Here is a 25659-nt window from a genome sequence, read left to right on the forward strand (position 1 = left end):
GCGACGTGCTCAAGGAGTTGGCCGAGGCCTGCCGGCGCCACCAAATGCGGCTCGGGTTCTACTACTCGCAGGCCCAGGACTGGCACGAGCCCAACGGGGCGGGCAACGACTGGGATTTCGGCCCCGACGAGCGGAAGGACTTCGACAAGTATCTGCGCGGGAAGGCGGAGCCGCAGGTGCGCGAGCTCCTGACCGGCTACGGGCCCGTCGCTCTCGTCTGGTTCGATACCCCTCGCATGATGACGGGGGAGCGGGCCCAGCGCTTCACCGACATCGTCCGCTTCCTCCAGCCCGACTGCCTCATCGACGGCCGCCTCGGGGCCACCGGCGACTACCTCACCACCGGGGACAACGTGATCCCCCCCGAGGTGCAGGCCCAGGCTTGGGAGACTCCGGCCACCATCAACCACACCTGGGGCTACCGGAAAGACGATCAGGACTGGAAGGCGCCCGGCGACATCATCTTCAAGCTCCTGGACATCGTGAGCAAGGGCGGTAACTACCTGCTCAACGTCGGACCCACGGCGGAGGGCGTCCTCCCTCCCCCCAGCCAGGACGTGCTGCGCACCGTCGGACGCTGGCTGAAAACCAACGGCGAGGCCGTCTACGGCGCCGGGCCGACTCCCTTCGGGGATGAGCTGGGCGAGCCCAGCGCCCGGGGCACCCGGGATCTGCGCGGCCAGCCCCTTTTCCTGGTCCGCAAGGAATGGCGGGTGACGACCAAGCCGGGAAAGCTGTACCTCACCTTTTTCGAGGAGCCGCGCGTGCCCTTCCCCCTTCCCGCCATCAAGAACAAGATCGGGCGCGTCTATCGCCTCGCGGACGGCGTCGCCGTCGAGACCAAGGTAGAGGACGGACGCACGCTCCTGGTGATTCCGCGGCCGTTCTACGATGCCACCGCCACCGTGGTCGTGGTTGAGTTCGAGGGAGAACAAGTCGAGCGGTAGGGGTTGGGCGGTTCCCTCCCCCCGGAGCCGTGGGCCGAGGGCGGTCGCGCCCACGGCGAGCACCCGACGAGGGGGATGGCGCTCCCCGGGAGGAGGGCGCCTCTAGCTCTTGCGCGTCTTGCGCCCGTAGCCAAGCTCCGCGCCCCCGGACTGGATGTGGTCGACACCGGTCGTGAAGGTCGCCTCCGCGGCCAGAAAAAGGCATAGCCTTCCGGTCTCCTCGATGGTACCCATGCGCCCCAGGAGCTGCGCGGCCTCCCCGTCGGCCCGGCACTGCGCGGGATCGGGGGCGGCGTCGATCGCTTCCTGCCAGAGGGGGGTATAGATGTTCCCCGGAGAGACGGAGTTGACGCGAACGTCGAAGGCGGCCTCGTCCACGGCCAGGGCTTTGGTGAAGGCCGTGATCGCCCCCTTGGTCGCGACGTAGGTCGTGGCGTGGAGCTGGCCCATGCTCCCCACCAGGCTCGAGAGATTGATGATGTTGCCCTGGGTTCTGCGCAGGTGGGGCAGCGCGAACTTGCAAGCCGCGAAGACGCTCACCAGATTCAGGTCCAGCAGGGAGCGAAACTCCTCCACCGAGAAGCCGTCGATGGGCTTGTGGGGGGGATGCCAGCCCGCGTTGTTGATCAGGCAGTCGAGACGGCCGTGGCGCTCGACCGCCTTTTTGATCAGGCTCTCGATCTCCTCGACCCGGGAGACATCGCCGGGAACGAAGTGCGCCTCCCCGGGGCCCCGCGCGTTTAGCTCCCGGGCCAGCCGCTCGCCCCCCGCCCGGCCCCGGGCGCAGAACACCACCTTGGCCCCCGCCTCGACGAAGACGCGCACGCAGCCTTCGCCGATCCCCTTGCTGCCCCCCGTTACGACCACGACCTTGTCCGCGTAGCGCATAGGCTTCTCCCCCGCCTCAGCTGCCGGGCAGGCCCTGGCGCCAACGGTCGAGGGTCACGGCGGCCACGATGACCCCGCCCGTGACAATCTGCTGCACCCAGTTGGGCAGTCCCTCCTGCGAGCAGCCGATCTGGATCACGGTCATCAAGACCGCCCCCACCAGGGTCCCGAACACCGTTCCTTTCCCGCCCGTGAGGCTGCCGCCGCCGATGATCACGGCCGCGATCGCGTCCAGCTCGAGGCCGATGCCCACGGTGGGGTCCCCCACCGAGAGCTTCGCGAACTCCATCACCCCCGCCACCCCGGCGAGCGCGGAGGCGATGGTGTAGACCGCAATCTTGCACCCCTCCACGGGCACGCCGCACAATCGCGCCGTCCGCTCGTTGGAGCCGATGGCGAGCAGGTGCCTCCCGAAGCGCGTGTAGCCCAGCACCCCCGCCACCAGCAGCGCGAGGGTGAGGAACGTCCAGATCCCCAAAGGCACGAGCAGGCCTTCGCCCGCGGGCAGCGTCCGCAGGAGGTCGTTGAGCCACGTTCCCGGCGCCTCCAAGCGTTGCTCCTGCGCCAACCCCTTGGCCGCGCCCCGCACCAGCAGCATCATCCCCAGGGTCACGATGAAGGGAACGAGCTTCAGCTGCGTGATCAGCAGTCCGGTCAAGAGCCCGCAGAGCGCACCCGCGCCCACCGCGGCCAGGGCCGCCAAGGCCGGGCTCACCTGGGAACGGAGCAAGAGTGCGATCACGATCGTGGAGAGGGCGACGGTGGACCCCACCGAGAGGTCGATCCCGGCGGCGGCGATGACCAGGGTCATGCCCAGGGCGGCGATGCCCACGATCGCGGTCTGGCGCGTGATCAGGTCCAGGTTGGCGGGCCGGAAGAATCCGGGTCCGATCAGGAAGCCGAAGAGAACCGACACCCCCACCAGGCCCAGGAAGGGCCCGCTCCGGGAGAGGAGATCCCGGGCCTTCATGCCGCTCCCGCCCCGCTCGCCTCCAGGATCAACCGGTGCTCATCGAGGGCTTCCGCGGGCCGGGCGGCGGAGAGCCGGCCCCGGTGCATGACGGCGATCCGGTCGCAAAGGCCGAGAAGCTCCGGCATGTAGCTGCTCACGAGCAGAACCGCTTTCGGAGACCGGCCCTGACCCCCCGAGACGAGGGCGTCGATGAGGCCGTAGATCTGCGCCTTGCTGGCAACGTCGATTCCGCGCGTCGGCTCGTCGAGGAGAAGCACGTCGACGTCGTGGTGGAGAAGCCGTGCGAAAGCGACCTTCTGTTGGTTGCCGCCCGACAGCTCCCCCACCGGCTGCCCGGGGCTCCGGCAAAGGATGCCGAGCCGCCCGATCCAGTCCCGGGCCGCCGCTTCCTGGGCCCGGGCGAGGACGAACGGCCCCGGGCCCAGTCCCTTTAGGCGGGAGAGGGTCAGGTTGTCGGCGACGGACAGCCCTGCGGCCAGCCCTTCCTCCTTGCGATCCTCGCTCAGGAAGCCCACCCCTTCCCGCCAGCTCCGTCCCGGGGAGGGATGGCCCGTGTAGGAGGCCACGCGAACGGTGCCCTCCCGTACCGGGGCCAGGCCGAAGATCCCGCGAAGTAGCCGGGTTCGGCCGGCGCCGAGCAGGCCCGCGATGCCGAGCACTTCACCCCGCCGGAGGGTGAGGGTCGCCCCGCTCGCTCCGAAGCCTTCAAGAGCGAGGGCCACCTCGCCGGCCCGGCGCGGCGACCGGGGGAACAGGTCGTCCACGGGGCGACCCACCATCATGCCGCCGATCTCACACGCGCTCACCGGCGCGGTCTCGCCCCCGCCCGCGTTCTTCCCGTCTCGCAGGACCACGAAGCGGTCGGCGACCTCTTTGACCTCCTCGAGGAAGTGGGAAATGTAGACAATGGCCTGCCCCTGGCCCTTGAGACGGGCGATGAGCGCGAAGAGTCGCTGGACGTCCTCCCGGCCCAGGCTGCTGGTGGGCTCGTCCAGGACCAGAATCCGGCAGGAGCCGGCCAAGGCGCGCGCGATCTCCACCAGTTGTTGCTCGGCGAGGGACAGGGCGCCGACCACGGCCTGAAGGGGCATGTCCGCATGCTGGAGCTGCTCGAGCGCCCGCCGGGCCCGGTCTCGCATCTCTTCCCCCCGCAGCAGGCCGAGCCGCGTGGGCTCCTCTCCCAGCACGATGTTCTCTGCCACCGTGAGATGGGGCGCGAGCGAGAGCTCCTGGTAGATCATGGCCACACCCGCGCGGCGGGCCTCCTGCGGGCTGCGCGGCCGGAAGGGCTCACCGTCCAGGCGCATCTCCCCCGCGTCGGGGGCGAGCGCGCCAGCCAGGATCCCCATGAGCGTGCTTTTCCCGGCCCCGTTCTGGCCGACCAGTGCACAGACTTCACCCCCGCGCACGGCCAGGTCCACGCCATCCAGGGCCGCGGTGGCGCCGAACGCCTTGCGGATGCCCCGCATGGCGAAGCGCGGCCCGGCGGCCCCTAGTTCTTCAGCCATTTCGAGAGGTCAGGGGAGAGCAGCTCCTTCATCTCCGGCTGGTCCATGACCTCGCGGGTGGCCAGGTGGACGCCGGTGTCGATGCGCTTCTCGACCGTCTGCCCCCGGAGGTGGGCCACCATCGTTTTGACTCCGAGGTAGCCCATGCGCACCGGGTCCTGGAGGACCAGCCCGTCGATGTGGCCGTCGCGCAGCCCCTTGACCAGCTTGGGAGAGGCGTCGAAGCCCACAAAGTGCACCTTCCCCGCCCAGCCGTTGTCCTGGAGCACGCGCAGCATGCCGAAGGCGGTGGACTCGTTGGGGCAGAAGATCCCGCCCAGCCCGAGGCTGCCGTCGGGCTGCTTGTAGTTGGAGAGAATGGCCTCGGCCTTCTTGTATGCGCTCTCCACGTCCGACCCCCCGTACTGATTGGAGCTCACCACCTCGAGGCCGGGGTTCTCCTTCATCACCTCCAGAAACCCCTCCTCGCGCTTGTTGGTGCTGTCGGAGCCCTCCGCGTAGCGCAAAAGCACGACTTTGCCCTTGCCGCCCAGGACCCGGGCCACGTGTTCGCCGCCCAGGCGGCCGCCCTTCTCGTTGTCGGTGGCCACGAAGCTGACGTAGCCCTCGCCCTTGAGGCCGGAGTCGATGATCACCACCGGGATCCCGCTCTTGGCCGCCGCCGCCACCGGCCGGGCGAGCGCGGTTTCGTCCAGGGGGGCGAGGACGATGCCCGAGATCCCGCGGCTGATGAACCCCTCGACCTCGGAGACCTGGGAGTCGCGGTCGTCCTCGCGCAGGGGCCCGCGCCAGATGACCTCCACCCCCAGCTCCGCCGCCGCCTTGCTGGCGCCCGCGTGGATGCTCTGCCAGAAGACGTGCGAGGTGCCTTTGGGGATCACCGCCAGGATCAGCTTGTCCTTGTCGCGGCGGCCTCCCCCGCAGGCGCCCGCCAAGAGCAGGGCCACGACCGCGGCCGCCTTCCTCAGGGTCTCGTTCATGTCTTTCCCTCCTGCCGGGCGAGGTTCCAGAAGCGCAGGGCGTTCAGGCCGAGCACGGCGTCGCCCTCCGCCCCCGGGCGGGGGCCGAGATAATCCATCACCACCCCCAGGGTGCGGGCGTAGTCGGCGGCCAGCGTGCACACCGGCCAGTCGGACCCGATGAGGAGCCGCTGGGGCCCAAAGCCGTCGAAGGCGACCTCGAGGCAGGGCACCAGATCCTCGGGGGTCCAGCGGTCCCAATCCGCCTCCGTGACCAAGCCGGACAGCTTGCACACCACGTTGGGAAGAGAAGCGAGAAGGCATAGATCACGTGCCCAGGCCCGGAGCTCGCCTTTCCGGATCTCGGGCTTGGCCGCATGGTCGAGCACGAAGCGGACGCCCGGGAAGCGCCGGACGAACTCGGTCGCGACCGGGAGATGGCGAGGGTAGATGAGGATGTCGTAGGCCAACCCGAAAGACTCGAGGAGGGCCACCCCGCGCGCGAACTCGGGCCGGAGGAGGAACGACTGGTCGGGCTCGTCCTGCACCCCATGCCGCACGCCCACCAGTTTGGGATGGGGGGCGAATTCCTGGAGCTCCCCGCGCACCGCGGGCGACTGCAGGTCGACCCAGCCGACCACGCCCAGGATGAAGGGGTGGCGGTCCGCCAACTCCAGCAGCCATCGCGTCTCGGCCAGGCTCGGGCGGACCTGGACGGCCACGCAGCCATCGAAGCCGACGCGGTCCAGCTCCCCTTTGAGCTCCCCGGGCAGGAAGTCGCGTCGCAAGCCTCCCATCCGCTCATCGATCCAGGCGTACTCCTGCTGGTCGTACCGCCAGAAATGCTGGTGGGCGTCGATGCGGGGAGGGCGAAGGGCCGGACCGTCCGCGGGCGGCCCCGGACCCGCGGTCACGGGTGGGGGCGCCTTGGCCGCGAGGTGCCCGCGCCGCGGCCGTCCCTCCCCCCCAGGTGGAACACGGGCTCCATGCGCACCCACCATTCCCCGGGCCGCGCCCCCGGCGGCCTCTTCTGGAAAGTCTTCATCAGCTTCTCCCACTCGGCGCAGCGCGGGTGGGAACGGAGGTGGCGGGCGAAAGCCCTCCGACGGTCGAAGCGGCCCGGGGTCTCCAGCACCATCACCAGGCGCCGGTCTAGCAGGTAGATGTCCATGTTCCGGATTCCGACCCGACGCAGGCTCCGCTGCACCTCCGGCCAGACCGCACGGTGATGCTTCCTATAGGCGGCGATGGCGGAGGGATCATCCTTGAGGTCGAGGGTGAAGAGGTCCCGCTTCTTCACCGGGGAGCCACCACTTCCTGGCGCGACTCCCCCAGGCCGGTGATGCCCAGCTCCACGAAATCGCCGGCGCGCAGATATTGCGGCGGCTTCATTCCTAGGCCCACCCCGGCCGGTGTACCCGTGCTGATCACGTCGCCGGGCAGGAGGGTCATGAACTGGGTCACGTAGCTGACCAGGGCCGGGACCCCGAAGATCATGTTCGCGGTCGTGCTGCGCTGCCGGTACACGCCGTTGATCTTCAGCCACATCTCGAGGCGGTGGGGGTCGGGGATCTCGTCGCGGGTGGCGAGAAACGGGCCCACGGGGGCGAAGGTGTCCGCGCTCTTGCCCTTCACCCACTGTCCGCCCCGCTCCATCTGGAACGCGCGCTCCGAGTAATCGTTGTGGAGCACGTAACCCGCCACGTACTCGTAGGCTTCTGCCTCCTCCACGTAGCGGGCCGTCTTGCCGATGACAACCGCCAGCTCGACCTCCCAGTCCACCTTGGAGGCCCCACGAGGGATGACCAGAGGGTCGTTGGGACCGACCAACGCGGTCGTGGACTTGAAGAAGATGACCGGCTCCCGGGGGATCTCCGCGCCCGTCTCCGCCGCGTGGTCGCGGAAGTTGAGCCCGATGCAGACGATCTTGCTGGGCCGCCGGAGGGGAGCCCCGAGCCGGACGCGGGCGTCCACGCGCGGCGCGGAGCCCGCGTTCTTGTCCAGCCAGGCCGGGAGGCGGGAGAGCCCCCCCCCACCCAGAAAGTCCTCGTCGTAGTCAGAGCCGACTCCGGACGCGTCGACCCGCACGCCGTCCCCGAGCAGCACCCCCGGTCTCTCCCGGCCCGGCTCGCCAAAGCGGATGAGCTTCATGTGCCCAAGACACCTCCATCAATAGGATAGGCCTGGCCGGTGACGAAGGCGGCTTCGTCCGAGCAGAGGTAAAGGGCCAGAAGTGCCACCTCCTCCGGCGTGCCCATCCGGCCCATGGGCTGGGAGGCCGAGAGTTTCTCGAACATTTCCTTCTCCCGCCCCGGGTAGTTCTTGGCCAGGAAACCGTCCACGAAGGGGGTGTGGACGCGGGCGGGTGAGATGCAGTTGCAGCGGATCTTCTTCATGTAGTCCGTGGCGATGGACATGGTCATGGTGTGGACTGCGCCCTTGCTCATGGAGTAGGCAAACCGGTCGGGGAGCCCGATGTGCGACGCGATGGAGGCCAGGTTCAGGATCACGCCTGCGCCCTTCGTCAGCATGTGCGGGAGGGCGGCCCGGGAGCACAGGTAAACGCCCTTCACATTGACACGGTAGACGCGGTCGAATTCTTCCTCGGTGGTGCTGAGCACGCTCCCGACGTGGGCGACGCCCGCGCTGTTGACGAGGATGTCGATCAGCCCTTGCTCCGCGACTGCTCGCTTAAACGTCGCCTCCACCTGAACGGCGTCTGCCACGTCGCAAACCAGGGTCGCCGCCTTACCCTGGGCGGCGCGGATGTTCTCGGTGGTGGCCTGGGCCGTGGTCGGGTTGTGGTCGAGCACCCCCACTTGCGCCCCCTGGCGGGCAAAGAGGAGGGCGATCGCCCGCCCGATGCCCGAGCCGGCGCCCGTCACCACCGCAACCTTGCCGTCCAGACGGAACATGGCCTCTTCGTCTCCCGCTACGGCGTGAACCGTACCACCAGACTCCCGGCGGCGGAAGCGACCTCCCGCCCCCCTCCGGCGGGGCGGGGCCGAGCGCAAGACGGGACGTCCATGCAGGGGAGGCACGCCCGCGAGGGCTCGCGGCGCGGAAGCATATACCATATGTGCCGCGGGGCCGCGGCCGAGAGCCGTGGTTGCATCCGCGCCCACGGGCAGAATGGCGACCACGAATCGAGACGGAATCTCGCCGGGCCAAGCCGTCCGTCGGGCCATCATGCACCGCCGGCTGGCGCTCGGGCGGCGTTTGCTGATCGACGCGGTCGCGCTTGATCTGGCGGTGAGCGCCATCCCCGGAGCCTTTCGCGCCTGCGCTCACCCCCTCCCCCCGAGTGTCCCCCGGGCCACTCCCGCCGGGGGCCAGGCGCGAACCGTTCCTCCTGCGCGACGCCTGTGACGGCCACCGGCCCGGCTCCGCCCTGGGCAGACGGGGCCGAGGTTCAGGGCCTGGGGACCCTGCGGCCCGAGCAGTGGAAGTCCGGCATCGCGGCTTGGCTGGGCTGGCTGTTCGACGGCCTGGACATGCATCTCTATACGCTCGTGGCGGCGCCGTTCGTGATGCAGCTCCTTCAGGCAGCAAGCCCCGCCGATCCCCTGGTCAAGCGGTACAGCTCTTGGATCCAGGCCGCGTTTCTCATCGGCTGGGCGCTGGGCGGGGGTTTCTTTGGCCGGCTGGGCGATCTTCTGGGGCGCAGCCGCGCGCTGAGCCTGACCATCGGGACTTACGCCCTCTTCACCGGGCTCTCGTCCTTCGCTCAGACTTGGTGGCACCTCCTGGCCTTCCGCTTCCTGGCCGCGCTCGGGGTGGGAGGCGAGTGGGCGGTGGGCTCTTCGCTGTTGGCCGAGACCTGGCCGCGCCGGTGGGGACCCTGGATCGCCGCCGTCCTGCAGCTGGGCGTCAACATCGGAACCCTTCTCGCCTGCGTCACCGTCTACTTGATGGCGGACCAGAACCCACGCTGGGTCTTCCTGGTTGGGGTTGCCCCCGCCCTCCTCGTTTTCTGGATCCGCCGGGCCGTACCCGAGCCCGCGGAGTGGCGGGAGGCCAAGTCCAGGGCGGGCCACGTGCGGCCGCCGGTCTCCGCGCTTTTCGCGGGCGAGGTGCGTGCCGTCACCCTGAAGACGATCCTCGTTTGCTCCTTGACCCTCAGCGCCTGGTGGGCCTTTCTGTTCTGGAACCAGCAGCACCTGCGGAACCTGCCCGAGGTGGCAGGCTGGCCGACGGCTCGCGTCGAGCAGCTCGTCAGCCGGTCTTTCTTCATCGTGATCGTGGCCTCGTGCTTCGGGAACTTTCTGGCCGGCCTCCTTGCCCACTGGCTCGGCTACCGTCGCGCCATCGCCCTCACCTGCTTCGGCCTGTTCGGTTCCTATTGCGCCGCCTATGCCGTCCCCCGCGAGCACGCCTCCCTGATCTTCTGGCTGGCCGTCATCGGCATCTTCTCGGGCGTCTTCGCGCTCTTCACCATGTACCTGCCGCCCCTCTTCCCGACCCTCCTTCGCACCACGGGCGCCGGTTTCTGCTACAACATCGGACGCATCGTGGCCGCCTTGGGCACCGTCTTCTTCGGCTTTTTCGCGCAGGTGGGGGATTTCCGCCTGGCCCTGCTCTACGCCGGCTTCCTGCTCTTCCCCGCTGCCCTCTTGGCCTGTCTCCTGCCGGAGCTGAAGGTCGACCGCCCCGGCCGGCAAGGGGGGGTGGCGGGGCTCTGAGCCCGACCCGGGGTCAGGGGGCTCAGGGAAGTGGAGACAGCCGCGCCGCGAACCCCCCGCCCTCCGCGAGCCCGACCTTGAGCGTGGTGGTCCGGTCCACTTCCCCCTTCACGCGCTTGTAGTCGCTCGCCCAATGGCCGGCGTTCACGCCGTCTTGGTAGGAGTCCAGTCCGAAGCGCCCGGGGGGGAGAAACGAGAGGTCCAGCTCCAGGTCGCGCGCGCTCTCGTCGGTCATGGCGCCGACCCACCAGTCGCGCCCTCGGCGCCGAGCCACGGCCACGTAGCTGCCCATTTTCGCGGCCAGGACCCGCGTCTCCTCCCAGACGGTGGGGACCGGTCCCAGGAACTCCATGATCTCCGACTCGCGCAGGTAGCTGGAGGGCGTGTCCGCCAGCATCTGCAGGGGGCTCTCGTACACGACGTACATGGCGAGCTGCTGGCAGCGGGTGCCGAGGCTCATGGGCTGGTCGAAGACAGGCACGAAGCTCTTCCGGGCGGCATTGCGCATGGCCCCCGGCGTGTAGTCCATGGGGCCCGCGAAGAGGCGGGTGAAAGGCAGGGTGACCGCGTGCTGGGGATCCGAGTTCGCGCTCCATTTGGAGTGTTCCAGACCGAGTACCCCCTCCGTGGTCAGCAGGTTCGGCCAGGTGCGGGTCATTAAGGCGGGCCTGATCGCCCCGTGAAAGTCGACCAGCAGCTTCCGCTTCGCGGCCTCCCGACAGGTGCGCTCGTAGAAGTTCATCAGCTTCTGGTCGTCCCGCTGCATGAAATCGATCTTCAGCCCTTTGACGCCCCACTTCTCGAACTTGTCGAGGACGGCCTCGAATTGGTCGTCGAGCGTCTTCCACACCACCCACAGGATCAGGCCAACGTTTCTCTCCTTGGCGTAGGCCAGAAGGGTCTCCATGTCTATGGTGGGTACCACCTTCAGCAGGTCACCCAGGGGGTACCAGCCTTCGTCCAGGATCACGTACTCGATGCCGTAGTGGGAGGCGAAGTCGATGTAGTACTTGTAGGTCTCGGTGTTGAGGCCGGCCTTGAAGTCCACGCCGTAGAGATTGTTCGCGTTCCACCAGTCCCAGGCCACCTTGCCGGGGCGGATCCAGGAGGTGTCACCGATCGCAGAGGGCCGAGCCAGCAGGTAGACAAGGGAGTTGGTGAGGAGATCCTCGTCCTTCTCCGCAAGGCCGAAGACACGCCAGGGATAGCGGCGGTGGCCGCGGGTGAGGGCGATGTACTCGGCGGCTTTGGTCACCCGGTAGTCGCGGTCCCGCTCCAGCCTCTCCTCGAGCGGGTAGGGCGGGAACGTTCCCGCGAGGCCATTCCCCTTGGTGCCGCGCAGCCAGAGACCCGGATAGTCCTCGACGTCCGACTCCGCGAGCGCGATCTTGATCCCCCCCGCGAGCTCCACCACGGCGGGCAGGGAGGCAATCTGCGTCTCCGCGATGTCCTTCAGGGGAAGGCGGAGATAGTGCCTCTCGTTGTGGGAGAAGAAGCTCTCCTCCTGGGGGTAATAAGCCTGGCCCTCTCCGGCAAAGCGGAGGCCCACTTCCTCGGAGCGGACCTTCACTGCGGAAGCGGGCAGCGCGGTCTCAAAACGGTAGGCGACCCCCTCATCGTAGGCTCGGAAGATGACCGCGTAGCCGCCGCGCATTTCCAGGCGCAGTTCGTTGTACCGCTCCCGCAGCCGGGCGGCCCGCCGGGGCACGGGGACTTCGATCTCGTGCTCGACGCTCTGCCGCCTGGCCGCGCTCAGCCGGGGGGCCAGGCCCAACGTCTCTTGATCAACGGTGAGAGACAGAGTGGCGTCCTGGAGCTGGGGCTGGCCCCGGAGGAGGAGGCTCCAACGCAGACGGTCGCCCGCCTCGATGCGAACTTCAAGACGGCCGTCCGGCGAGCTTAGGCTTTGGGGGGCGGCCGCCTGAACGCTCCCGTTCGCCGAGACCAAGAGCACGCCGATGAGAACTCCCCGCCAGCGAATGACCGACTCTGGAACCGCAAGCTTCATGGGATCGGATCTCCTGGTCCTCGTACGTGATTACGCCCCGGCTCTAGAGGTTGCGCAGCCGCTCGGCCGCCTCCTCCGGGGTCAGGTCACGCTGGGGTTCCGCCGTCATCTCGTACCCGACCAGGAACTTCCGCACCGTGGCCGAGCGCAGGAGGGGCGGGAAGTAGACGCCATGGAGGCGCCAGTACGGATGCTCGCCCCCATCGCTGGGTCGGCCGTGCCAGCCCATGGAGTAGGGGAAGGCGGTCCCGAAGAGAGCGTCGTAGCGCCGGTTCAGCTCCTTGAGCGCCTCCGCGAGGGCATCGCGCTCGGGGGGAAGGAGCGACGGCAGGTCCGGCACCCGCCGGCTCGGGAGGAGCATGGTCTCGAACGGCCACACCGCCCAGAAGGGCACGAGAAGGGTCCAGTGGTCGTTGCCCCAGACGATGCGCTCCCCGTGGCTCCGCTCGCGTTCCAGATAGGCCCCGAGTAGATCGCGGCCCTGGGCCTCGAGGTACCCGCGCTGGGTGGCCGTCTTGCGGGCCGGGATCTGGGGCACGTGCCCCGTGGCCCAAACCTGGCAGTGCGGGTGCGGGTTGGAGCAGCCCATCATGGCGCCCTTGTTCTCGAAGACCTGGACGTACTGGATGAAGTCGCGCCCGCCGAGCCTGGCCACCTCCTCCGCCCAGGCGTCCACGACCGAGCGGATCGCGCCAACCTCCATCTCGCCGAGGGTGAGATCGTGCCGGGGGGAAAAACAAAGCACGCGGCAGAGGCCGCGCCCTGGGCGCGCCACCAGCAACCCGTCCTCGTCCAGGGTCTCCGGGGAGGCGCTCGGAAGTAGCGCCGGGAAATCGTTGTCGAAGACGTGGGTCGCGGTGTAGTCGGGGTTGCGCTCGCCGCTCGCCCGCAGGTTGCGCGGGCAGAGATAGCACTCCGGGTCGTAGGGGGGCAGAGGGCTTTCCCGCGTCGCCTCCACCCTTCCCTCCCACGGCCGCGAGAGGCGCTGCGGCGAGCACAGCACCCACTCCTCCAGCAACGGGTTGTAGCGGCGATGCGGGCCGATCACATCCAGGACCTCGGGGCGCACCCCCGCGCCCAGGGGGGATTCTAACCGGGCCGCGTGCTAGGATCGCTGCCGCCATGACGGGGATTAAGCTCGCCCTCGTCGACCACGTCATCCTCGGCCTCTACTTCGCCTTCGTGCTCGGGATTGGCTGGGCGCTGAGGCGCCACCAGAAGACGAGCGAGGACTTCTTCCTCTCCGGGCGTTCGATCCCGGCCTGGATCGCGGGCCTGGCCTTCCTCTCCGCCAACCTGGGCGCCCAGGAGGTCATCGGCATGGCCGCCTCCGGGGCCAAGTACGGCATCGCCACCAGCCACTTCTACTGGGTGGGGGCGATCCCGGCCATGGTGTTCGTGGGTGTCTTCATGATGCCCTTCTACTATGGCTCGCGGGCGCGCTCCGTGCCCGAGTATCTGAAGCTGCGCTTCGACGAGAAGACGCGGGGGCTCAACGCGGTCTCCTTCGCCACCATGACCGTCTTCTCCTCGGGGATCTCGATGTACGCGCTGGCCCGCTTGCTGGAGATCGTGCTCGGCTGGGACTTCAACTTCAGCGTCTGGATCTCGGCTTTGATCGTGCTCCTCTACATCTACCTGGGGGGCCTCACCTCCGCCATCTACAACGAGGTGCTCCAGTTCTTCTTGATCGTCCTGGGCTTCCTCCCCCTCGTCTTCCTGGGCCTCAAGGACGTGGGGGGCTGGGCCGGGCTCGACTCCCGCCTGGCCCGGGTCGCGGTCGCGAACGGCTTCGCCCCCGGGGCCTGGAGCCAGTCCTGGTCGCACCTGACAACTCCGCAGGCGAATCCCATGGGCGTCGAGTGGTTCGGCCTCGTGATGGGGCTCGGCTTCGTGCTCTCCTTCGGCTACTGGTGCACCGACTTCTTGGTCGTCCAGCGGGCCATGGCCGCGCGATCGCTCTCCGCGGCCCGCCGGACCCCGCTCATCGCCGCCGTCCCGAAGATGCTCTTTCCCTTCCTCGTGATCCTGCCCGGCATGATCGCGATCGCCCTCACCTTCACGGGGGACAGCGGATTCGCCCTCCCCCGCAAGGGCGAGGGGTTCGACTACGACCTCGCCATGCCCATGATGCTGGCCCACTACTTCCCGCCCGGGCTCCTGGGGCTGGGCCTGACCGCCCTCATGGCCTCTTTCATGTCGGGGATGGCGGGCAACGTCACCGCCTTCAACACCGTGTGGACCTACGACATCTACCAGGGCTATATCCGCCGCCAGGCTTCCGATGTCCACTTGCTCTGGGTCGGGCGCATGGCCACCGTGTTCGGGGTGCTCCTGAGCGTGGCCACTGCCTACCTCGCCACCCGCTTCAACAACATCATGGACTTCCTGCAGCTCGTGTTCGCCTTCGTCAACGCCCCCCTCTTCGCGACTTTCCTGCTCGGCATGTTCTGGAAGCGGGCCACCGGGCACGGCGCCTTCTTTGGGCTGCTCCTGGGCACCCTGGCCGCCGCCCTCCACCATGGCTTGACCCTCCCTGCGCACGCGATGGCGGGAATCAAGGGCGGCTGGCTCGGCGCCTATGGCGCCTACCCCAGCGAGATGGCCCAGAACTTCTGGACCGCGATCTGCGCGTGGACGACCTGTTTCGCCCTGACCATCGTCATCTCCCTCATGACCCGCCCCACCAAGAGCGAAGCCGAGCTGAAGGGGCTCGTCTACGCCCTCACCCCCCGGGCCGAGGACGAGCACGTTGCCTTCTGGAAGCGGCCGGAGGGGCTGGGCGTCGTCATCCTCCTCCTCGCCATCCTGCTCAACGCCGTCTTCTGGTAGGGGGAGAGTCATGCTGGACATCCGCCTCCCCATCGGCCTCCTCTTCCTACTCCTGGGCGCCTTGCTCACGGGCTACGGACTCGTCTCCGACCCTTCCCTGTATGCGCGCTCGCTGGGCATCAACGTCAACCTCGACTGGGGGGCGGTCCTTCTCGCTTTCGGGGCGGCCATGCTGTACCTGGGCCGGTCGCGCGCGCGGAAGGAGGGGCGCGACAAGGGCGGGCCGTGAGCCTGCCCCCGGAGGTCGGGGAGGCCTTCGCGCTTCGTTTTGGCGGGCGGCCCGCTTGGCTCGCCCGGGCCCCCGGCCGCGTGAACCTCGTGGGCGAGCACACCGACTACAACGAGGGCTTCGTGCTCCCCATGGCCATCGACCGCGCGGCCTGGATCGCCTTCCGGCCCCGCCCCGACGGGCGCGTGCACCTTCTCTCCCTGGAGTTCGACCAGGCCACCGAGTTCGATCTGGAGGGGCTCTCCAAGACGGGCCCCGCCTGGGCCGAGTACGTGAAGGGCGTCGCCTGGTCGCTGGGCGAGGAGGGGCATTCCCTGCGCGGGTTCGACGGCGTGCTCGGGGGCGACGTGCCCATGGGGGCGGGGCTCTCCTCGTCCGCCGCCGTCGAGCTCGCGGCGGCCCGCGCCCTCGCCGCCAGCAGCGCCCTCCCGTGGGAGCCGAGGCCGATGGCGCTGGTGGCCCAGCGAGCCGAGAACGCCTGGGTGGGGATGAAGTGCGGGATCATGGACCAGCTCGCATCCGCGGCCGCGGTCGCGGGCTCCGCCCTCCTCATCGACTGCCGATCCCTGGCCACGACCCCGGTGCCGCTGCCCCCGGCGGCAGCGGTGGTCGTCCTCGACACCTCGACGCGCCGGGCCCTCGTGGACTCGGCCTACAACGAGCGGCGCGCCCAGTGCGAGGAGGCGGCGCGGGGCCTCGGGGTGAAGGCCCTGCGCGATGTGACCGCCGAGCAGCTGGCCCGATCGGAGGTCGCGCTCGAGGCCACGGTCCTTCGGCGGGCCCGGCACGTGGTGGCCGAGAACGCGCGCACGCTGGCCGCGGCGGAGGCCATGCGGCGCGGGGACGCCGCCACCCTGGGCCGGCTCCTCAACGCCAGCCACCAGAGCCTGCGCGAGGACTTCGAGGTCTCGAGCCCGGCTCTGGAGGCGATGGTCGCCTGCGCCCAAAGCGACGCCGCGGCCTACGGGGCCCGCCTGACGGGGGCCGGTTTCGGGGGCTGCGCGATCGCCCTGGTGCGGGGGGAGGAAGCCGAAGCCTTCTCGGCTCGGGTCTCGGCGGCCTTCCGGGAGCGCACCGGCCTCACGCCCCAGGCCTACGTCTGCCGGCCGGCCGGGGGCGCTTCCCTCGAGGCCCTCGCCTAACTCCCCTCGCCGCTCAGCGGCGGGCCAGGGCTTCCGAGATTGCCTTCTCCGCCCGCGGCGCCATCACCGCGTAGCCCGCCGCGTTCGGATGGAGGCCGTCGTCGTTCAGCTCCGGCTTGAAGGCCCCGTTGGAGTCCGCCATGGACGAGAAATAGTCGAGGTACACCCCCCCCGTCGCGGAGGCGTAGGCGGTCATCCACGCGTTGAGCGCGCGCAGACTCTCCGGCGGCCGGTCCTTGGTGCGCAGGATGGGAGCGCCCCTCTGGTCCCGCTTGTCGTCGGACACGGGCAGGAGGGAGGCGAGCACGACCCGGATGTTGTGCTCCCGCGCCAGCTCCGCCATGTTGGACAAGTTCTGCTCGACGACGTCGAGCGCGACCGGACCCGAGTTCCCGGCGATGTCGTTGGTCCCGGCCAGGATCACGACCACCTTGGGCTTGACCCCGATCACGTCGGCCCGGAAGCGGAGCAGCATCTGCGACGTGGATTGGCCGCCGATCCCCCGATTCAGGTAGGGCTTGCCGGGGAAGAAGCCCCCGTAGCCCGCCTTGGACCAGTTGTCGGTAATGGAGTCCCCGAAGAAGACGACCCTGGCCTCCCGGGGGCGGGGCGGGCCGAGGGCGGCGTTGGCGGCGGCGTAGCGGGAGAGCCGGCCGTAGTCGAGGGCCACGAACTCGAGGCAGGCCTTCTCTTCCCCGGGAAAGCGGCGACACCCGGAAGGCCACACGGGGAACCTCCAGTCCGGGGGCGAGGAAGCGTACTGGCCGGGAAAGGCGATGACGGGCGGGGCCGGCGGGGGGGAGGGGGGGGAGGGAGCCGGGCGGTGCCACGGAACGTCGAGGCCCGCCGTGTCGTGCTGGAACCGGCGGATCCCCTGCCCGACACCGGCGATGTACATGTCCGTGCAGGCGAGGGCCCCCGCCCCGAACTCTATGTTCGCGCCCGCGGTGCGGCCGAGCGGATGGACCTCCTTGCCGTCGGGGCTGATCTCGTAGAGGGTCGAGGAGGCCGTCGCGTAGACGCGGCCCCGGGCGTCAAACGCGATCCCGTCCCCCTTCACCTGGGGAAGGGTGGCGAACAGCACGCGGCCCGTTTCGACGCCGTTCGCAAGGTCCAGGCGCGTCACCTCGGTGGTCGCCCAGGACACCACGTAGAGCTTGCCGTCGGGGCCGAACGCGATCCCGTTGGGCTCCGTGATCGGGCTGGCCGTCACGCGGGTCTTCGCCCCCTCGGGGTCCACCCGGTAGAGATGGCCGCCGTCCTGATCGCTGTAGTACACCGCCCCGTCTTCGCCCAGGGTGACCCCGTTGATGCCCCCCTCGACGTCGGCGAGGGGCCGCAGGGTGGGGGGGTCGGTCAGGGTCACGCGGAGCAGCTTCTTCAGGGTCCGCGAGCCCGCGTAGAGTACCTTGCGTTGGGGATCGAGGGCGATCCCGAGCGCATTGGTGCCCCCCATGTCCACCCACTGCGTCTCCGGGGGCTGGTCATAGGGGGGGCGGTAGCGGCCCAGGTATTGCGTGTTCGGGCCCACGAAGGGCTGCGAGAAATAGATGGTGCCGTCGGGGGCGATGACCAGCCCCTCCGCGTTGGAGATCAGCTCCAGGCCGGGTCGAGCGGCTCCACAAGGGATGCTCCCCGCCGCGGCCGGGCCCGAGGGAATGGCGGCGAGAGCGGCCACGAGTGCGAGTCTTCCCATCCTGCGACCTTGTCCCATACGAGTCCTTTCTGCCCCGCCCAAAGGCGGCCAGCCCGATTCGCCACCGGGGGCGGGGGGGTCACCGCTCCCGAGCGCGGCTTCGCGTTTGCGGGCTCACGGGCGGGCGACCGCCCACGCCAACCCGTCCGCCAACGACCCCGCCTCGATCAGCCGCTCGACTTTCCATGTCTCCAGGTCCACGACCGCCACTTGGTGGCTGTGGTCGCAGGAGACGTAGGCAAACCGGCCGTCCGGCCGCACCACCACCTCCTGCGGGGTCCGCGGCACGTTGATGGTGCGCGAGAGCTTCAGGGACGGCAGGTCGAGCACACCCAGTCCGTTGACGCCGAGGAGGGTGATCAGCAGCCGACGGCCGTCCGGGGTGGGGGCGGTGCCGTAGGCGATGCCGGGGAGGCTCACCCACTCCTTCAACTGGTTGGTGGCGGTGTCGATGACCGCGAGCCGCGGCTGGGTCTGGTCGGCGGTGAACACCCAGCGGTCGTCCAAGGAGAGGGAGATGCGCTGGGCGCGGCCGGAGACGGGTATGACCGCCGAGACCTTCCGGGCCACGAGGTCGATGGCGCTGACCGTGCCCACGCCCACGTTCGAGGTGTAGGCGCGTTTGCCGTCCCGGGTCAGGGCCAGCATGTGCGACTCCGGCTGGCCGGTCGGGATCCGCTCCACGATCTGGCGGGTCTTGGGATCGATCACGGTCACGGTGTTCGTGAGCTCGGTGGTGACGTAGAGCCGACCGTCGGTCCCGAACAGGGGACAGTGGGGCCGCTCGGGACGGCCGAAGTCAATGGTGGCCAGGCGGCGCCCGGACGCAATGTCGATCACGTCCAGGGTCTGCCCATCCGTCCCCGGCCGCCCCACGCCGGAGTCGCCGTAGATGGGCACGTAGGCGGTGCGCCCGTCCGGGGAGGCGATCACCTCGTGCCCGGTGACGCCGCTCTCCTCTACCGTGGCCAGCTGGCGGCTCTGCTGGGGATCGATGATCCCCAGGGTGTGGTCGCCCTTGTTGGCCACCAGCAGCAGGCCCCCGGGGGGGCTCGACGCTTTGATCGGAGGCGGCCCCTCCGCGGTCGTCATGGCCAAGCCAAGAAACAACAGGAGCCCGATCCGCGGCATGGAACCTCCTCCGTAGCTGACCCCCGGGTCGCGCGAAGCCCCACCGGGTCCCCTACCCCTGCCGGGCTTTGAGCATGCCAGGGGAGTTCCACTTGATCACGTGGTACACGGCCGGTACGTCGCCCACGTTCTTTATGGTGTGGAGCTGACCGGCGGCCTGGAAGATGACGGAGCCCGCCCCCAGCCGGCGGGTCTCGCCGTTGACGATGGCCTCGACCGTGCCTTCCTTGATAATGATGATCTCCTCGTCCGGGTGCTTGTGGGGGGGATGGGGCGCTTCGCCGGGGGGCAGGGTCGTCACGTGGACCTCAAGCTCGTCCAGGGTGGCGGTGGGGGCCTGAAACACGGGCCGAGACAGACCCTTGGCCGGCTTGGCCACGATGTCCTCCCAGGCGACGGCGGCCGAGCCCATCACGGCTGGCTTCGCGGGTCCGTCGGCCGAAGCCAGGGCGGAGGCGGCAAGAATCACGGAAAGGCTGAGGGGCTTCATGACCGGACCTCCACTGATTCACCCGGGCTCCGGGGGAGTGCAGAGTGTACCGCCAAAAGCGAGCACCCCCGCGGCGCGGCTCCACCCGGGCCTCGGACGAGCCGCCTCGCCGGAGGCGGGATCCCCCGAGGACGCTATTTACACTTATTTGCGAGCGCTCGCCACGGGCGTGACCTATAGTTGATTGCAGCAAGAGCTCCCATGAGTTCACGGCCGCTCGAGGTCGCGGCGGTCATTTTCTTGATCACGGGCACCGTCTCCTGCCTGCCCAGGGCGGCTCCGTCCCGTACCCCCTTGGCCTCCGAGACCGCGGCCCGCCCGCCCGCGGAGAGCGCGCCCACGCCGGCCCCCGCGGGTACGCCCAGCGCAACCGCCCCCAGCCCGGTGGCTCTCGCCGCGAGGAGCTCGGGTGACGACTCTTTCCGGAGCCGCGTCCAGCCGATCCTCGAGCGATGCTGCATGCCCTGCCACTTCCCGGGCGGCCAGATGTACGAGCGCCTCCCCTTCGACCGTGCCGCCGTGGTGCGGTCGAAGTCGGAGCCTCTCCTGCGCCGGCTAAAGGTGGCGGAGGAGCATCGGGTGGTGGAGGAGTGGCTCCGCACCCCGTCCCCCGCGCCCTAGCCGACCGGCCGGGGGCGAGGGACGGTTGAGCGCCGCGCGAAGCACAGGCCCGACCAGGTCTCGTCGATCGCGCAGATCTTGTAGTCGACGAACCCGGCTTGGAGCCCGAACTCGCGAACCGCGCGCTCGTCGAGGTCGGTCTTTGCGCCCGAGGCCTTTTTCCGCCAGGCGATCCAGAGCGCGCCGCCTTCCGAAAGAGCACGGGCGGGAGCGGGAAAGCGCCGGGCCAGGTCCGCCCGGGAGAGGGCAAAAAGGACGATGACGCGGGGGCGTGGCCGGGTCCGCCTCTGCAGACAAACGCCGTCCGGGAGGGCACCGAGCTTCCGCTCGAAGCCCGGCGGGGCGCCGAGAAGGGCGACCAGGCTGCCCGGTCGCAAGCCCAGCTTCTTCGGCAAGGGCGTGCCGGAGTACCCCGCCATCGTGGAGGGGACCAGGGGGCGCGCGGGAGGCGCGGTCAGCGCTCGTTTCAGGGCGCCGCGGATCCCCCGCCACTCCGCGTAGGTTGCGTCGGACAGGAGGCCTCGGACCCGGGCCACCTTCTCCGGCTCGCCCCCGGCAAAGACGATGGGCACCCCGCGCGTCGCGCGCCGCTGACGAAGCAAGACCGCCACTCCACACCCCTGGGAGGGGAGGCGGCCGAGATCGATCACGAAGGCGTAGGGCGGGCGGTCCTGCAGGGGTTTGATCTCGCCGCCATTCTGGGGCGCCCGGACCTCGACGAGGTAGCCCGCATCCCTGAGCCACCGCGCATGGCGGGCGGCCGAGAGCGGCGGACTCCAGTCGATGAGGACCACGCGGTGCACCTTGCCGCAATCCTACCCGAGAGCGGGGCGGCCGGCCGGGGGGAGCCGGCTTTGGCGGCGCTCCTAGGTCCCTACTCCAGCCGGAGCCGATAGCCGACACCGGGCTCCGTGACCAGGTACCGCGGCCGCGCGGGATCGGGCTCCAGCTTGTGGCGGAGCTGGCCCATGTAGACGCGCAGGTACTGGGTCTCGGAGGCGTAGGCCGGGCCCCAGGCTTCCTTGAGCAGGTGGCGGTGGGTCAGGACCTTCCCCGCGTTGCGCACGAGGGCGGCCAGGAGGCGGTACTCCGTGGGCGTGAGGTGCTTCTCCTCGCCCCCCACGAAGACCTGCCGCCGGGCGAGGTCCACCCGGATCTCGCCGCGCGTGAAAACCGCCTTCTCGTCTCCGCCCGCGAGGGCCTCGTGGTGGCGCTGGGCCACCCGCATGCGGGCCAGCAGCTCGTCCACTCCGAAGGGCTTGGTCAGATAATCGTCCGCCCCCGCGTCGAGCGCGGTCACCTTGTCCTTTTCCTGGCCCCGGGCCGAGATCACGATGATGGGTATTTGCGACCACTCGCGCAGCCGTCGCGTGACCTCGATTCCGTCCATGTCGGGCAGACCCAGGTCCAGGAGGACCACCTCCGGGTTCCGGGTGGCGGCCTCGGTGAGGGCCGCGGTTCCGGTCTCCGCCTCCGCGAGGCGGTAACCGTGCCCCACGAGGGCCGCGCGCAGGAAACGGCGCATCTGGGGCTCATCCTCCACCAGGAGGACCAACCGCTCGGGGGCAGTGTCGAGGGCAGTACCCCCTCCGGAGCGGCCCGAGTTGACCATGCCCTATGCTACTGCCAGGAGGACCCCACCCTATACTGCGGGCCATGCCCCGGCTCCGAGACCCTCCGCGCGGTCGCGAGCGGCAGCGCCTGCGGGCGCTGCTCACGAAGCCTCCCGCGGAGGCGGCGCGGGGCCTCCTGGGACAGATCCTCGTGTCGGGGCGCGGCCGGCAGGCGCTCGCGGTAAGGATCGTGGAAACCGAAGCCTACCTCGGACAGTCCGATCCCGCCGCCCACGTCTTCCACGGCCGCACGCCCCGCACGGATCCGCTCTGGGGTCCGACCGGAACCATCTACGTCTACTTCGTGTACGGCATGCACCATTGCCTCAACTTGACCGCGGACCGGCCGGGCGTGCCCGGCTGCGTGCTGATCCGGGCCGCGGAGCCCCTCCCCCTGACTCCCCTGCCCCGCCTCTCCTGCCGCGGGCCGGGGCGGCTCTGCCGGGCGCTGGGAATCGACACCCGCCTCTCCGGCTCCAACCTCTTCGCTTCCGACGCCGCCCTCACCCTGCGGGCGGGACGGGCCCCGGCGGAGGTTAAGGTCTCTCCGCGCGTGGGCGTCCGCCTCGCCGCGGAGGAGCGGCTGCGCTTCTTCGATCCCGCAAGCCCCGCCGTCTCCTCGCCCCGTTTCGCCCGCCCGCGCCGGCGGCGGGCGGCGCCCGCACCCCCGCGCGGGGAACGAGCCTGACTCGTCCCTGGGACGCGCCGCGGATCGCGCCCCTGGTGTAAGCTGGAAGCTCCATGCGTGGAGCCCTCTTTCTGCTCTCCCTCCTGGCGGGCGCGGCCGCGGAAGAGCCGGCGACGCGGGGAGACCAGCTCGCCGAGTTCACCTCCCCCGCTCCCGCGGGTGTCGACAACGTCTCCGAATGGGAAGTGGTGGAGGGAAAGTTCGAGAACACGCACGCGGCCGGCGCCTACCGCTTCTACGTGAACCCCGGACGCCAGGCGCTCTACCAGCTCATGCGCTACCGGGTGGCCTTCCGGGCCCCCCTCACCGAGGAAGAGAGACAGAATCGGTCCACGGAGAAGCTCGTTTGGAACGGGCATCCCGGCGAGCGGGTCCCGCTCCTTTGCTGGGAGAGGGTGGTGGCGACGGGCGGCGCCCCTGCGTACTGGCGAGAACTCAGTCCGGGCTCGACGGAGTATATCTGGGAGATGCGGGTCCTCATCCAGGTCCTGTCCCTGCATCAGACGGCGCGGAAGGCGGAAGGGCCGGGCGAAGGAGATCCATGAAGACGGACGTTTTCGGCGCGCGCGCGACCTTCGAGACCGGACAGGGGCCGGCCACCCTCTATCGGCTGGACACCCTCGAGAAGGCGGGCCTGGCCCCCGGTCTTCCCCATTTGCCCTTCTCGATCCGGGTGCTTCTGGAGGCCGTGCTCCGGAACGTGGATGGGGAACTGGTGACCGCGGAGGACGTGCGCAACCTGGCCGGCTGGAACGCGCCCGCCCCCCGGGACGTGGAGCTGCCCTACATGCCCGCCCGCGTGATCCTGCAGGATTTCACGGGGGTGCCCGCGGTGGTGGACTTGGCCTCCATGCGGGGGGCGGTGAAACGGCTGGGGGGCGATCCCAAGAAGATCAACCCCCTCGTCCCCGTGGACCTGGTGGTGGACCACTCCGTGCAGGTCGACGTGTTCGGGTCCCCCGAGGCCTTGGCCAAGAACGCAGAGATCGAGTTCGCGCGCAACCGCGAACGCTACGAGTTCCTGCGCTGGGGCCAGATGGCCTTCGCCAACTTCCGGGTGGTGCCCCCCGCCACTGGGATCGTCCACCAGGTGAACCTGGAGTACCTGGCCAAAGTCGTGCTCACGAAGAAAGAGGACGGGGGCACGGTGGCCTTTCCGGACACCCTCGTGGGCACGGATTCCCACACCACCATGATCAACGGGCTGGGGGTGCTGGGCTGGGGGGTGGGGGGGATCGAGGCGGAGGCGGTGATGCTGGGTCAGCCCCTCTACATGGTCACCCCTGAGGTGGTGGGCTTCAAGCTCGTGGGTGGGCTGCGCGAGGGCGTCACCGCCACCGACCTCGTCCTGACCGTGACCCAGATCCTGCGCAAGAAGGGCGTGGTCGAGAAGTTCGTGGAGTTCTACGGGCCCGGCCTGGGCCAGATGACCCTGGCCGACCGTGCCACCATCGCCAACATGGCCCCCGAGTACGGGGCCACCTGCGGCTTCTTCCCCGTGGACCAAGAGACCCTGGACTACCTGCGGCGCACCGGCCGCTCCCCCGCGGAGGTGCAGCTGGTGGAGCGCTACTTCAAGGAGCAGGGCCTCTTCCGCACCGCGCAGACGCCCGACCCTGTCTTCACGGAGACCCTGGAGCTGGACCTCGGGAGAGTGGAGGCCAGCCTGGCCGGGCCCAAGCGCCCCCAGGACCGCGTGGCCCTCCATCAGATGAAGGAGGCCTTCCGCAAGGCGCTCACCGCCCCCGTGAAGGAGCGCGGCTTCGGGATGGGGGCGGAGGACCTCTCGCGCAGCGCCTCCCTGGATGTCGGGGGGAAGAGGGCGGAGCTCAAGCACGGGGCGGTCGTCATCGCCGCCATCACCAGCTGCACCAACACCTCCAACCCCTCGGTCATGCTGGGGGCGGGGCTCCTGGCCCGCAAGGCGGCGGCGCGCGGGCTCAAAGTCCCGGGCTACGTCAAGACCAGCCTGGCCCCCGGCTCCAAGGTCGTGACCGAATACCTGCGCAAGGCCGGGCTCATGAAGGACCTGGAGGCCCTGGGCTTCCACCTCGTGGGCTACGGCTGCACCACCTGCATCGGGAACAGCGGCCCCTTGCCCCCTCCCGTCTCCCGGGCCGTGAACGAGGGCAAGCTGGTGGCGGCGGCCGTGCTCTCCGGCAACCGCAACTTCGAGGGGCGGATCAACCCCGACGTGAAGGCCAACTACCTGGCCTCGCCCCCCCTGGTCGTGGCCTACGCCCTCGCCGGCACCACCGACCTCGACCTCACCCGCGAGCCCCTCGGCAAGGACGGGAGCGGCCGGCCGGTCATGCTGGCCGACATCTGGCCCGCCCCGGGCGAGGTGGCGGAGCTCATGGCCGGCATCAGCGGCGACATGTTTCGGTCCGCCTACGGCAACGTCTTCGACGGGAATCCCAGCTGGAACGCCATCCCCGTGGCGGGGGGCGACCTCTTCGCCTTCAAGGAGGACTCCACCTACATCCAGGATCCCCCCTTCTTCTCGGGCCTGACCCCGGAGCCGGCCCCCACGACCGACATCCGCGCCGCGCGCGTGCTCGCGCTCCTGGGCGACTCCGTCACCACCGACCACATCTCCCCCGCGGGGGACATCGCGGAGGCAAGCCCGGCCGGGCGATATTTGAAGTCCAAAGGAGTCCAGAAGAAGGACTTCAACTCCTACGGCTCGCGACGGGGCAACGACCGGGTGATGGTGCGGGGCACCTTCGCCAACATCCGCCTCAAGAACCTCATGGTCCCGGGGGTGGAGGGGGGGGTGACCGTCCATGTCCCCAGCGGGGAGCGCATGGACATCTACGATGCCGCGGAGCGGTACCGGACGGAGGGGACCCCGCTCGTGGTGGTGGCGGGCAAGGAGTACGGCAGCGGGTCCTCGCGGGACTGGGCGGCGAAGGGGACGCTCCTCCTGGGCGTGCGGGCGGCGATCGCGGAGAGCTACGAGCGCATCCATCGCAGCAACCTGGTGGGGATGGGGGTGCTGCCCCTCCAGTTCCAGGCCGGCCAGAGCGCGGAGTCGGTGGGCCTCACCGGCCGGGAGGCGCTCACCATCGCCGGCATCAGCGGCGGCCTGAAGCCGCGGCAGGAGATGAGGGTGGAGGTGGAGCGGGCCGACGGCACCCGCGGCTCCTTCCCGGTCACGGCCCGCTTGGACACCCCGGTCGAGATCAACTACTACCGCAACGGCGGGATCCTCCAGACCGTCTTGCGGAAGATGCTCCGCTAGGGAGCCCT

24 protein-coding genes are annotated in these 25659 nt (G+C 69.7%); 9 read left to right on the forward strand and 15 right to left on the reverse strand.

The genetic code is table 11. The features are described from left to right. The coding region (locus VN461_18940; protein ID HXB56846.1) for an alpha-L-fucosidase at window positions 1-947 on the forward strand (947 nt) is incomplete at its 5' end. A gap of 102 nt (window positions 948-1049) precedes the next feature. Here VN461_18940 and VN461_18945 read toward each other — a convergent pair. The 8 genes from VN461_18945 to VN461_18980 are packed head-to-tail and all read right to left on the reverse strand — an operon-like array spanning window position 1050 to window position 8190. Beyond that, window positions 1050-1835 carry an SDR family NAD(P)-dependent oxidoreductase gene (locus tag VN461_18945; GenBank protein ID HXB56847.1) on the reverse strand — a complete coding sequence of 262 codons (786 nt, stop codon included), beginning with the start codon at window positions 1833-1835 and terminating at the stop codon, window positions 1050-1052. A gap of 16 nt (window positions 1836-1851) precedes the next feature. After that, on the reverse strand, window positions 1852-2805 hold the full coding sequence (locus tag VN461_18950) for an ABC transporter permease (GenBank protein ID HXB56848.1): 954 nt from the start codon (window positions 2803-2805) through the stop codon (window positions 1852-1854). Beyond that, entirely contained in the window at window positions 2802-4316 is a 1515-nt protein-coding gene (locus tag VN461_18955; protein HXB56849.1) for a sugar ABC transporter ATP-binding protein, read from the reverse strand. The genes VN461_18950 and VN461_18955 overlap by 4 nt, the downstream gene beginning before the upstream one ends. After that, on the reverse strand, window positions 4301-5296 hold the full coding sequence (locus tag VN461_18960; GenBank protein ID HXB56850.1) for a substrate-binding domain-containing protein: 996 nt from the start codon (window positions 5294-5296) through the stop codon (window positions 4301-4303). The genes VN461_18955 and VN461_18960 overlap by 16 nt, the downstream gene beginning before the upstream one ends. Further along, entirely contained in the window at window positions 5293-6189 is an 897-nt protein-coding gene (locus tag VN461_18965; protein ID HXB56851.1) for an amidohydrolase family protein, read from the reverse strand. The genes VN461_18960 and VN461_18965 overlap by 4 nt, the downstream gene beginning before the upstream one ends. After that, window positions 6186-6575, reverse strand: coding sequence for an L-rhamnose mutarotase (locus tag VN461_18970; protein ID HXB56852.1), 390 nt, complete (start codon window positions 6573-6575; stop codon window positions 6186-6188). The genes VN461_18965 and VN461_18970 overlap by 4 nt, the downstream gene beginning before the upstream one ends. Further along, window positions 6572-7426 carry a fumarylacetoacetate hydrolase family protein gene (locus tag VN461_18975; GenBank protein ID HXB56853.1) on the reverse strand — a complete coding sequence of 285 codons (855 nt, stop codon included), beginning with the start codon at window positions 7424-7426 and terminating at the stop codon, window positions 6572-6574. Before VN461_18975 ends, VN461_18970 begins: the two co-directional genes overlap by 4 nt. Continuing rightward, a complete protein-coding gene (locus VN461_18980) occupies window positions 7423-8190 on the reverse strand; it encodes an SDR family oxidoreductase (protein ID HXB56854.1) in 768 nt (255 codons plus the stop codon). Before VN461_18980 ends, VN461_18975 begins: the two co-directional genes overlap by 4 nt. Before the next feature lie 450 nt (window positions 8191-8640). Here VN461_18980 and VN461_18985 point away from each other — a divergent pair, with 450 nt between their 5' ends. Next, entirely contained in the window at window positions 8641-9957 is a 1317-nt protein-coding gene (locus VN461_18985) for an MFS transporter (GenBank protein ID HXB56855.1), read from the forward strand. A gap of 22 nt (window positions 9958-9979) precedes the next feature. On the opposite strand, the gene VN461_18990 is transcribed toward VN461_18985, so the two are convergent. Together VN461_18990 and VN461_18995 are read right to left on the reverse strand one after the other, a co-directional pair. After that, on the reverse strand, window positions 9980-11965 hold the full coding sequence (locus VN461_18990) for a glycoside hydrolase family 97 protein (protein HXB56856.1): 1986 nt from the start codon (window positions 11963-11965) through the stop codon (window positions 9980-9982). A gap of 43 nt (window positions 11966-12008) precedes the next feature. Continuing rightward, window positions 12009-13034 (reverse strand): UDP-glucose--hexose-1-phosphate uridylyltransferase, encoded by a 1026-nt coding sequence (locus VN461_18995; GenBank protein ID HXB56857.1) that lies wholly within the window; start codon window positions 13032-13034, stop codon window positions 12009-12011. A gap of 53 nt (window positions 13035-13087) precedes the next feature. On the opposite strand from VN461_18995, the gene VN461_19000 reads away from it, so the two are divergent. From VN461_19000 to galK, 3 genes are read left to right on the forward strand one after another with little or no spacing between them, the layout of a single operon-like run. Next, window positions 13088-14797: a sodium:solute symporter family protein gene (locus VN461_19000; protein ID HXB56858.1), complete on the forward strand. Its 1710-nt coding sequence runs from the start codon at window positions 13088-13090 to the stop codon at window positions 14795-14797. 10 nt (window positions 14798-14807) lie between these two features. Then, on the forward strand, window positions 14808-15026 hold the full coding sequence (locus VN461_19005) for a hypothetical protein (GenBank protein HXB56859.1): 219 nt from the start codon (window positions 14808-14810) through the stop codon (window positions 15024-15026). Beyond that, window positions 15023-16168, forward strand: coding sequence for a galactokinase (galK, locus tag VN461_19010; protein ID HXB56860.1), 1146 nt, complete (start codon window positions 15023-15025; stop codon window positions 16166-16168). Before VN461_19005 ends, galK begins: the two co-directional genes overlap by 4 nt. A 13-nt stretch (window positions 16169-16181) precedes the next feature. Here galK and VN461_19015 read toward each other — a convergent pair whose 3' ends face one another. From VN461_19015 to VN461_19025, 3 genes are all read right to left on the reverse strand, one after another. Further along, window positions 16182-17864, reverse strand: a complete 1683-nt coding sequence (locus VN461_19015) for a GDSL-type esterase/lipase family protein (protein ID HXB56861.1) — start codon at window positions 17862-17864, stop codon at window positions 16182-16184. Window positions 17865-17978: 114 nt separating this feature from the next. Beyond that, a complete protein-coding gene (locus VN461_19020) occupies window positions 17979-18995 on the reverse strand; it encodes a cytochrome D1 domain-containing protein (GenBank protein ID HXB56862.1) in 1017 nt (338 codons plus the stop codon). 52 nt (window positions 18996-19047) lie between these two features. Next, a complete protein-coding gene (locus VN461_19025) occupies window positions 19048-19485 on the reverse strand; it encodes a cupin domain-containing protein (protein HXB56863.1) in 438 nt (145 codons plus the stop codon). A gap of 201 nt (window positions 19486-19686) precedes the next feature. Here VN461_19025 and VN461_19030 point away from each other — a divergent pair, with 201 nt between their 5' ends. Beyond that, the gene (locus tag VN461_19030; protein ID HXB56864.1) at window positions 19687-20106 is read left to right on the forward strand and encodes a hypothetical protein; all 420 of its coding nucleotides are present in this window, start codon (window positions 19687-19689) and stop codon (window positions 20104-20106) included. Here VN461_19030 and VN461_19035 read toward each other — a convergent pair. Together VN461_19035 and VN461_19040 are read right to left on the reverse strand one after the other, a co-directional pair. Continuing rightward, window positions 20103-20909 carry a hypothetical protein gene (locus VN461_19035; protein HXB56865.1) on the reverse strand — a complete coding sequence of 269 codons (807 nt, stop codon included), beginning with the start codon at window positions 20907-20909 and terminating at the stop codon, window positions 20103-20105. The genes VN461_19030 and VN461_19035 overlap by 4 nt on opposite strands. A gap of 71 nt (window positions 20910-20980) precedes the next feature. Then, window positions 20981-21718 carry a response regulator gene (locus VN461_19040; GenBank protein HXB56866.1) on the reverse strand — a complete coding sequence of 246 codons (738 nt, stop codon included), beginning with the start codon at window positions 21716-21718 and terminating at the stop codon, window positions 20981-20983. Between the two features lie 44 nt (window positions 21719-21762). Here VN461_19040 and VN461_19045 point away from each other — a divergent pair, with 44 nt between their 5' ends. Genes VN461_19045 through acnA form a run of 3 tightly spaced genes read left to right on the forward strand, consistent with a single transcriptional unit; the run spans window position 21763 to window position 25651 of the window. Further along, on the forward strand, window positions 21763-22407 hold the full coding sequence (locus tag VN461_19045; protein ID HXB56867.1) for a DNA-3-methyladenine glycosylase: 645 nt from the start codon (window positions 21763-21765) through the stop codon (window positions 22405-22407). A 53-nt stretch (window positions 22408-22460) separates the two neighbouring features. Next, window positions 22461-22952, forward strand: a complete 492-nt coding sequence (locus tag VN461_19050; protein ID HXB56868.1) for a hypothetical protein — start codon at window positions 22461-22463, stop codon at window positions 22950-22952. After that, the gene (gene acnA, locus VN461_19055; GenBank protein HXB56869.1) at window positions 22949-25651 is read left to right on the forward strand and encodes an aconitate hydratase AcnA; all 2703 of its coding nucleotides are present in this window, start codon (window positions 22949-22951) and stop codon (window positions 25649-25651) included. Before VN461_19050 ends, acnA begins: the two co-directional genes overlap by 4 nt. The last annotated feature ends 8 nt before the right edge of the window (window positions 25652-25659 follow it).

This window comes from Vicinamibacteria bacterium (assembly GCA_035570235.1).
Lineage (GTDB): Bacteria > Acidobacteriota > Vicinamibacteria > Fen-336 > Fen-336 > DATMML01.

Coding starts and splice junctions, on each gene's coding strand:
- VN461_18945 (HXB56847.1), bottom strand. CDS start 1,835: ATGCGCTACGCGGACAAGGTCGTGGTCGTAACGGGGGGCAGCAAGGGG.
- VN461_18950 (HXB56848.1), bottom strand. CDS start 2,805: ATGAAGGCCCGGGATCTCCTCTCCCGGAGCGGGCCCTTCCTGGGCCTG.
- VN461_18955 (HXB56849.1), bottom strand. CDS start 4,316: ATGGCTGAAGAACTAGGGGCCGCCGGGCCGCGCTTCGCCATGCGGGGC.
- VN461_18960 (HXB56850.1), bottom strand. CDS start 5,296: ATGAACGAGACCCTGAGGAAGGCGGCCGCGGTCGTGGCCCTGCTCTTG.
- VN461_18975 (HXB56853.1), bottom strand. CDS start 7,426: ATGAAGCTCATCCGCTTTGGCGAGCCGGGCCGGGAGAGACCGGGGGTG.
- VN461_18980 (HXB56854.1), bottom strand. CDS start 8,190: ATGTTCCGTCTGGACGGCAAGGTTGCGGTGGTGACGGGCGCCGGCTCG.
- VN461_18990 (HXB56856.1), bottom strand. CDS start 11,965: ATGAAGCTTGCGGTTCCAGAGTCGGTCATTCGCTGGCGGGGAGTTCTC.
- VN461_19000 (HXB56858.1), top strand. CDS start 13,088: ATGACGGGGATTAAGCTCGCCCTCGTCGACCACGTCATCCTCGGCCTC.
- VN461_19005 (HXB56859.1), top strand. CDS start 14,808: ATGCTGGACATCCGCCTCCCCATCGGCCTCCTCTTCCTACTCCTGGGC.
- VN461_19015 (HXB56861.1), bottom strand. CDS start 17,864: ATGGGAAGACTCGCACTCGTGGCCGCTCTCGCCGCCATTCCCTCGGGC.
- VN461_19020 (HXB56862.1), bottom strand. CDS start 18,995: ATGCCGCGGATCGGGCTCCTGTTGTTTCTTGGCTTGGCCATGACGACC.
- VN461_19025 (HXB56863.1), bottom strand. CDS start 19,485: ATGAAGCCCCTCAGCCTTTCCGTGATTCTTGCCGCCTCCGCCCTGGCT.
- VN461_19030 (HXB56864.1), top strand. CDS start 19,687: ATGAGTTCACGGCCGCTCGAGGTCGCGGCGGTCATTTTCTTGATCACG.
- VN461_19040 (HXB56866.1), bottom strand. CDS start 21,718: ATGGTCAACTCGGGCCGCTCCGGAGGGGGTACTGCCCTCGACACTGCC.
- VN461_19045 (HXB56867.1), top strand. CDS start 21,763: ATGCCCCGGCTCCGAGACCCTCCGCGCGGTCGCGAGCGGCAGCGCCTG.
- VN461_19050 (HXB56868.1), top strand. CDS start 22,461: ATGCGTGGAGCCCTCTTTCTGCTCTCCCTCCTGGCGGGCGCGGCCGCG.
- acnA (HXB56869.1), top strand. CDS start 22,949: ATGAAGACGGACGTTTTCGGCGCGCGCGCGACCTTCGAGACCGGACAG.